Below are 8,019 nucleotides of genomic sequence, written 5' to 3' on the forward strand. Positions count from 1 at the left end.
TCTTATCTCCTAAGCCTACCACCGCTTGCCCACAAGGGATTCACAAAGTCTGCTGCCAAGAGCTGAATACAGCTCTGAGGGATCATTATAACGACCCTCCAATTCTGTTTCTTCCACCAGGACATGCTCTATTGATTCAGATTTTATAGTTTGTACCAGATTTCCCCGAAGCCCGGAATCCACAATGCTCCAGCTTATAATATAATCAGCCCCTGTCTTTTTTGCTAAATTCAGGATTCCCGATTCGTCTACTTCTGACATGTCGGAAAAAGTGATACAGCCTCGATCAAACAATACATCTAGAATTCCAGCCTCGGCGGACTGTTTGTAGATCCTGATATTTTCATCACCCTGCTCCTCCAATGAATCAGAATGCACCAAAACTGTCTGAGCACCCAGGGCTGTCAGAGAGAGGGAGAACATAAGGCACAATATTATATATTTTTCCAAAGACCTGGTTTTCATTTATTACTCCCTCAGTGTAAAGAATCACCTAGATTTATCTTATTATCGGCTCAAAAAAATGAAATCCGAGTCTTTTTTCGAAAGGGTATATTAACGAATGGTTGGGTCTGTGTTATTCTAGATTCCGTGAGCAATAAAAAAAGTAACAGGATCTTTATCATTGGCGCCGGTTTTGCCGGAGAAAATATAGCACAGGAAATCAGCAGTAAGAGTCATACGGGAGAGGTGGTTGCCTTTCTCGATGATGATCCTGGGAAAATCGGCACTAAAATCGGTAATATTCCGGTATTGGGTCCCATTAAGGAATTTGCGGGTATCTTGAGAACAACTCCGGCTGATGAAGCCATCATAGCCATTCCAACAGCCGACAGGGAAGAACTGTCTCTCATCTACCGCATTCTCAGCAAGGCCGAATTCAACAGAATCAGAATACTTCCGAATATTTCACAGATCGTGAACGGCCATGCCCATCTGATACAGGCCCGGGACATAAACCCCGAAGACCTTCTCAGCAGAAATCCCATCTTGATTGACCTGGTGGAAAGCCTCTCCTACCTTCGGGGAAAACGTGTACTCATCACAGGGGCCGGCGGCAGCATCGGCAGTGAGTTGTCCCGCCAGCTCCTCTCAGGCGGAGCAGAACGACTCTACCTGCTGGGACACGGAGAAAACAGCATTTACAAAATTGACAGGGAACTCAGGATACTCCAGGAAGGGGGAGTCGGTGAAAAAGCAACGGTCGTTCCTGTCATCGGGGATCTTCAGGATTCTGATTTCATGACTTTTATATTGAAGCGCCTCAAGGCGGATGTGATCTTTCACTGCGCTGCCCATAAACATGTGCCCATGCTGGAATTCAATCCCATTGAAGCCATAAAAAACAATGTATTCGGTACTTACAACCTGATTAAGGCCGCCGAAGCCTCGGGAACGGAAAAACTGGTTCTCATATCCACGGACAAGGCTGTCAATCCTTCCTGTATCTATGGCGTTACAAAAAAGATATCCGAAATGCTGGTACTGGAAGAAAGGCGGAAGGGACAGGACTTTATGGTGGTCCGCTTCGGAAATGTTCTGGGGTCCCGGGGAAGCATCATCCCCCTTTTTAAAGAACAGATACTGGCGGGAGGTCCTGTCACGGTGACCCACCCGGAAACGACCCGTTATTTCATGACCATACCCGAAGCCTCCTCACTGGTGCTGAAAGCAGGAGGAGTGGGAGAAAACAGGGGCCTCTATGTTCTGGATATGGGGGAACCCCTGAAGATTCTGGAGCTGGCTCGTCAGATGATCCGCTTTTACGGTTATGGCGAAGAGGATATACCCATCAACTATATTGGCATGCGTCCCGGTGAGAAGGTGATAGAACGGCTATGGAGCGATGGTGAAGAATTATCAAAAACTGAATTCGCCCGGATAAACCGTGTTGCCACAGAGTCGGGAAAGTTATCTGCTGCGGCTGTGATGAATTCTCTCCGGCCGGTCTGTTATTTTGACAGTGAACAAGCCGAACTTTTCCGGAACAGAAAGCAACTCAGAAACATTCTAAAAGAACATTTCCCAGGAATAAGGGTACCCGATGATGAACCAGAGTACTGATACAATCCCCTTTGCCCGTCCCTCTCTGGGACGGGAAGAGGAAGAAGCTGTCCTGAGAGTTCTCAGAAGCGGCTGGCTCACCACTGGGCGGGAAGCCCTGGCCTTTGAAGAAGAATTTGCCCGCTATACCGGAGCGGCCCATGCTCTGGCAGTCAATTCGGCGACGGCCGGGCTTCACCTGACACTGGAGGCCCTGGGAGTGCAGGAAGGCGATAAGGTTCTGACCAGCAGCTATACCTTTACGGCCACCGCCGAGGTTATCCGCTACTGCGGAGGAGATCCTGTTTTTGTGGATCTGGCTCCGGAAAGCATGAATATGGACCCTGTGGACTGTGAAAGGAAAATTCGTTCTCTTCTGGACAAAGGAGAATCTGTAAAGGGCATTCTTCCGGTCCATATCGCGGGAAACCCCGAAGGTCTGGAGGAACTCTTTGACCTGAGCCGCCGTTATGGGCTGTTTCTTGTTGAGGATGCGGCCCACTGTTTCCCTGTTCCCTCTGGAAGAGGGATGATCGGAACCTGGTCGGATGCGGGTGTTTTTTCTTTTTATGCCAACAAAACAATCACCACCGGAGAAGGAGGAATGATTGTTTTTGGAAACCCCAATCTGAAAGATCGTATCAGCGCGATGAGGCTTCATGGCATCAACAAGGCCGTATGGGATCGCTATACCTCTACGAAAGCACCCTGGGAATACGATGTTATCGCCCCGGGATTCAAATATAATCTCAGTGATATGGCGGCAGCCATCGGACGGGTTCAGCTTAAAAAAGCGGTAGAACTGCTTCAGAAACGCAAGGATCTGGTCCGTGCCTATCTTTCCAGACTGAAAGAGGCGGATTTTTTGGATCTTCCTGCCTGGAAAGAGGAACATGCATGGCATCTGTTTATCATCAGGCTCAGGGAGGAAACATTGAGCATTGACAGGAATCAATTTATGCATATTTTAAGGGATCGGGGAATCGGGACCTCTGTGCATTACAAACCTCTCCATATGATGAGCTATTACAGGGATAGATATAATCTGAAGGAAGAAGACCTGCCCCTGGCCTCGGAGTTATACCGCAGAGTGATCAGTTTGCCCCTCTTCCCCGATATGACCATGGATCAGGTGGAGCGAGTTTGTCAGGTGGTACTGGAAACCGGAAAATCCTTTCAGGCGGCTCCTGTCTCTTTAGGAAAAGGACATCAATAATGGAAAATAAGAGTGGATGAGGATAAATTCAGGAACAGGCTGGCTGGTTTGGTCCGTTTTCCCGAAGATATCAGCTCTAAAAAGATGGTTCATGCCCTCCAGGTAAAAGCGGATAAGGCACCGGGAATATTGATGGGAATACAGGTTCCCAGACAGCCCTCGCATGTCCATTTTTTTAAGGCCAAAGATATTCCCGGCAAAAACTATCTCCCCTATCCAGATGAAAACATTCCGTTGATGACAGACAAAGAGGTCCTATATTCGGGACAGACCATCGGGATTCTGACGGGACCCGATCCTGACGAACTCTTTAAGATCAGAAGGAACATCAGCGTAGAACTGTCTCCCCTCCCCTCCTTCCCTCCCTGGCAAATGAAAGACCTTAATGCCTGCCCTGCCCATAAAACGATCCAGAAGGGAAACCCACTCAAAGGATTTGCCAAGGCTGACCGTATCATCCAGGGTGAATATTCACTGACCATTCCGGAAGCACCTGTATATCCCCGACCGGGAGTGTATTGCAGCAAGGAGGGGGGGACCTACGTCCTCGAACTCCATAGCCAATGGCCTTCCCTCTTAAGGAAGCTGACGGCTCAGGCAGCCGGAATCAGCAGAAAACAGGTGGAAATGCACTTCAATACAAGCGGAAGGACCTGGGATGCCCATATCTGGCAGTCTATTCCTCCGGCGGCCCTTGCCGTCTGTGCGACCAGCCTGCTCAGACAACCAGTCAAACTCATGACCGAAGAAGAAGGCGACAACAACAAAGAGACTCTCTACAGGTACAAGGCCGGTGTAGATTCTCATGGAAAACTGACGGCTCTGGAGGCGGAAATCTTCCTTGACACTGGTGCCTACGGCTGTTTTGCCTCAGAAGTTGTTTCAAGGCTCTGCCTCGGAGCCGCAGGCCTGTATCTATGCCGGCACATGAAAATTCAAGTCAGAAGCTATAAGAGCAACAATCCACCCTGGCTGCCCATGCCTTCCTGGGGACTGGCTCAGGGAGCCTTCGGCATGGAAGTTCTGGCCAATAATCTGGCAGTGGAATCCGAGCAGGACCCTGCCCAATGGCGGCGTCAGAATTTGACGGTCAAGGGAAACATCAACACAACTATGGCCGCAATCAAAAAGACGCCCCCCCTGGGCAGCATGATTAAATCCATATGCCTGGCATCGGATTATACGAGAAAACATGCAGCATCCCGGCAAATCAGAATAAACAAGAATCATCTGGAGGTCACTCCCTCGGGCTTCACAGGCATTGGTCTGGCTGTCAGCCGCCAGGGGTATGAGTTTCTGAGCCGGGACAAGCTTCTCACAGCAGCCTCTGTCACGGCGACACTGGGAAAAGATGGAAATTTTGAAGTATATCTGGGTACGGTTCCTGCCGCACCGGGTATGATCGCCCTCTGGAAAAAAAACATTTCCAGTCATCTGAGCATAGATGAGGAGCATATATTCCTGGTCTCCGACCGGCCGGATGAACATAGCTTCAATGGCCCGTCCTGCCTGTCCTGGAATGCCATTGTCTTTACAAGACTGATCAATCAATGTTGCTCCATCATCCAGAAGAAACGATTTCGTGAAGGATTACCCATATCAGAAACCAGGTCATACAGACGAAGAACCAGCGCCGAATGGGATGAAGTGAATATGATGGGCACCCCATTTTCAGCACCCTCCTGGTGTACAGCAGTCGTAGAGGTCTCTCTTTTTACAGCCACAAAAGAAATTTCCATACCACGGATATGGCTGTCCCTTCATTGCGGTACGATTCTGGATCCCTCGTCGGCCCGTTCCTTCATCGAAGCAGAAGTCCGGTATGCTCTGACACAATGCATGGATAAGCAGGGTATCAAACCGACGATATTTCCGGAACTGCATATCAATTTTGAAGACGACAGCAAGGATTCAGTACCGGGAGGACTGGAAGGGCTTGTTCTGGGGGCAGTTCCTCCAGCCTTTGTTCAGGCCTTATCCCAGGCCGCCGGGCGGAGCATAACCAAACTGCCGGTTAATTCAGCATCTCTGCTGCAGGGAGGTCCTTGATGCTTATAGAATTTTCACTCAATGCCAAAAATGTCAGTCTTGATATCCCCGCCTATTACAGACTCTCGGATGTTCTCAGAGATAAGTTTCAGCTCAAAGGACTGAGGAATGCCTGCGAAAAAGGCTACTGCGGCCTGTGCACGGTTGTACTGGATGAAAAACTGGTATACTCCTGCCTCATACCCGTTTTTCAGGTGCGCGGCAGAAATGTAATGACCATCGAAGGCTACGCCGAAACGGAAGATTTTGAAGATGTATACCAGGGGTTCAAGCAATCAGGTGTACACCTCTGTGATTACTGTGCTCCCACAAGAACCCTCACTACTGGGATTCTCCTGAACCAGTATACCAGACCGGATGAAACACAGCTTCAGGAGATAATAACCACAGTCAATTGCAGCTGTACTCCTTATGAGACACTGAAAAAAGGAATTATTATGTCCTCCAGGCTGAGACAAAGGAGGCTGAAATGATGGAAAACAGGCCCTTCCATGTCCATGTCCCCTCCAATATGACAGAGTTGCTCAACCTGTATAACAAGGCCCCATCCTCACTGCTGATGGCCGGGGCCACCCATCTGATGAATCATACCTTTTGTAAAGAAGCAGAACATTACAACATACTATCCATCTCCCAGCTGGATGAACTGAAAAAGATCAGCCGGACCGAACGCTATGCCGATCTAGGCAGCTGCGTCAGTATCAATACCATGATAGAATCCTCGGTCATCCTGAGTTCCTCCCTATTAAAGGAAACCCTGCACCAGATGGGTCCCAACCCGATCCGCAATGCCGCCACTATTGGTGGGAATCTCTGCATACCCGACCGGAGAATGGATCTGTTCCCGGTCCTTCTTCTTCTGGATGCAAGACTGGAATTGCGCCATATAATCAGGAAAAAAAACGGCCGTGCATCCTATAAATCCAGATGGATTCATATTAATACCTTTCTGAGTGCCGATGGAAAACCCGCCCTGGGAGTGGGAGAAATACTCACCAGAATCAGAATTCCCTATTACGATGGGGGCTTTCATTTTCACCGTAAGGTGAATATCAAGGATAATGACTTTTTTACCATCAATGCCCTGGCCTCTCTAGAGAAGGGAATCCTATCGGATATAAGACTGGCTTTTACAAACGGCGGTCTGAATGTTCTGCGCAGCAGAGATCTGGAAGCCAATCTACTGGGCCGTAGATTCCCCCTGGTTCGGAAAGACCTGAATGAAATCATGCAGAATCTGAATCAGTATTTCAAAACTTCGGATAATTTGTATGAAGACTACCTCGTGAAAAGCCTCTTCAGACAGCTCCTGGAATCCCTGGCCGATCCTTCTGACATATTGCAGAATTTCGGTTGATAAAAGAAGAAGGCATACACCGGGAATGCTCCCCTTCTGCTACACATTTCAGAAAGTTTTAATTATACTGGATGAATGTGAATCACCCGGTTCATCCATAGATCAAGATCAATCAGGAGAAATTCCTTGGAATTCGTTCACCTTCATAACCACTCAGACTATTCACTTCTAGACGGAGCGGCAAGAATCCCTAAATATGTAGAGATGGCTCAGGAAATGGGTATGAAACATCTGGGCCTGACTGACCATGGAAATCTCTTTGGAGCCCTTCGCTTTGAACAGGCCTGTCATGCCGGAGGGATCAACCCTGTTGTAGGCTGTGAAGTATACGTATCTCCAACGACTCGTCAGGAAAAGCAGACCACAGGCTTTAAAAACTTCCATATGGTCCTGTATTGTAAGAATGAACAGGGCTACAGAAATCTGATGATCCTCGTCTCCAAGGGATATACGGAAGGTTTTTATTACAAGCCGAGGATTGATGATGATCTCCTCCGGGCTCACCATGAGGGACTGATTGCCTCTACAGCCTGTATGGGAGGAGAAATACCCCGTTATCTGATAGCTGGAGATTATGAGAAGGCCAGAGATAAGGCACTGGAATATGAGGAACTCTTCGGAGAAGGGAACTTCTACCTGGAAGTCATGGATCACGGAATTCCGGAAGAAAGAATTGTCATTGCAGGGATCAAAAGAATTCACGAGGAAACAAAAATCCCTATCATTGCCACCAATGATATCCATTACCTCAAGAAAGAGCATGCCCGGGCTCAGGATATTCTGGTCTGCATCGGTACCGGAAAGAAGATGGACGATGAGAAACGCCTCAAGATGGATAAGACCGAGATGTATTTCAAGACAGCCGAGCAGATGTTTGAACTCTTCGGCGACATCCCGGGCGCTCTGGAAAATACGGTATTGCTGGCAGAAAAATGCAATCTGGTCATCCCCCAGCCTGGCCCCATCCTCCCGGAATATGTCATTCCCGAAGATTTTGACAACACTCAGGAGTATCTGAAGTACCTCACATGGGAGGGAATCAACGAGCGTTATGATATAGTGACAGACGAGATTAAAGAGAGAGTCAACTTCGAGTTGAAAATTCTTCTGGACATGAATTTTGAAGGATATTTTCTCATCGTATGGGACTTTATCCACTGGGCCAGGCTTCATGATATCCCCGTTGGTCCCGGGCGTGGATCGGGAGCCGGCTCCATAGTGGCCTTTGCCATGAAGATTACCGACATAGACCCTTTGAAATATGATCTGCTCTTCGAACGGTTCCTTAACCCCGACCGTAAGAGCATGCCCGATATCGATACCGATTTCGATGATGAGGGAAGACAGAAGGTGA

General features: G+C 48.5%; 7 protein-coding genes. 6 read left to right on the forward strand and 1 reads right to left on the reverse strand.

From position 1 onward, the window contains the following. Positions 1 to 15: 15 nt before the first annotated feature. Positions 16 to 465 (reverse strand): hypothetical protein, encoded by a 450-nt coding sequence (locus tag PF479_RS06840; protein ID WP_298003994.1) that lies wholly within the window; start codon positions 463 to 465, stop codon positions 16 to 18. Here PF479_RS06840 and PF479_RS06845 point away from each other — a divergent pair. The 6 genes from PF479_RS06845 to dnaE form a co-directional block, all read left to right on the forward strand. Next, the gene (locus PF479_RS06845) at positions 373 to 2,064 is read left to right on the forward strand and encodes a nucleoside-diphosphate sugar epimerase/dehydratase (protein WP_298003977.1); all 1,692 of its coding nucleotides are present in this window, start codon (positions 373 to 375) and stop codon (positions 2,062 to 2,064) included. The genes PF479_RS06840 and PF479_RS06845 overlap by 93 nt on opposite strands. After that, the gene (locus PF479_RS06850; protein ID WP_367277211.1) at positions 2,045 to 3,259 is read left to right on the forward strand and encodes a DegT/DnrJ/EryC1/StrS family aminotransferase; all 1,215 of its coding nucleotides are present in this window, start codon (positions 2,045 to 2,047) and stop codon (positions 3,257 to 3,259) included. The genes PF479_RS06845 and PF479_RS06850 overlap by 20 nt, the downstream gene beginning before the upstream one ends. A gap of 12 nt (positions 3,260 to 3,271) precedes the next feature. After that, the gene (locus PF479_RS06855) at positions 3,272 to 5,308 is read left to right on the forward strand and encodes a molybdopterin cofactor-binding domain-containing protein (RefSeq protein ID WP_298003980.1); all 2,037 of its coding nucleotides are present in this window, start codon (positions 3,272 to 3,274) and stop codon (positions 5,306 to 5,308) included. Further along, positions 5,308 to 5,781 carry a (2Fe-2S)-binding protein gene (locus PF479_RS06860; RefSeq protein ID WP_298003983.1) on the forward strand — a complete coding sequence of 158 codons (474 nt, stop codon included), beginning with the start codon at positions 5,308 to 5,310 and terminating at the stop codon, positions 5,779 to 5,781. The genes PF479_RS06855 and PF479_RS06860 overlap by 1 nt, the downstream gene beginning before the upstream one ends. Further along, the gene (locus PF479_RS06865; RefSeq protein ID WP_298003986.1) at positions 5,778 to 6,665 is read left to right on the forward strand and encodes an FAD binding domain-containing protein; all 888 of its coding nucleotides are present in this window, start codon (positions 5,778 to 5,780) and stop codon (positions 6,663 to 6,665) included. Before PF479_RS06860 ends, PF479_RS06865 begins: the two co-directional genes overlap by 4 nt. 126 nt (positions 6,666 to 6,791) lie before the next feature. Further along, positions 6,792 to 8,019, forward strand: a 1,228-nt coding sequence (dnaE, locus tag PF479_RS06870; protein WP_298003989.1) for a DNA polymerase III subunit alpha, incomplete at its 3' end; no start/stop codon positions are given.

It is taken from the genome of Oceanispirochaeta sp. (genome assembly GCF_027859075.1).
Classification (GTDB): Bacteria; Spirochaetota; Spirochaetia; order DSM-2461; family DSM-2461; genus Oceanispirochaeta.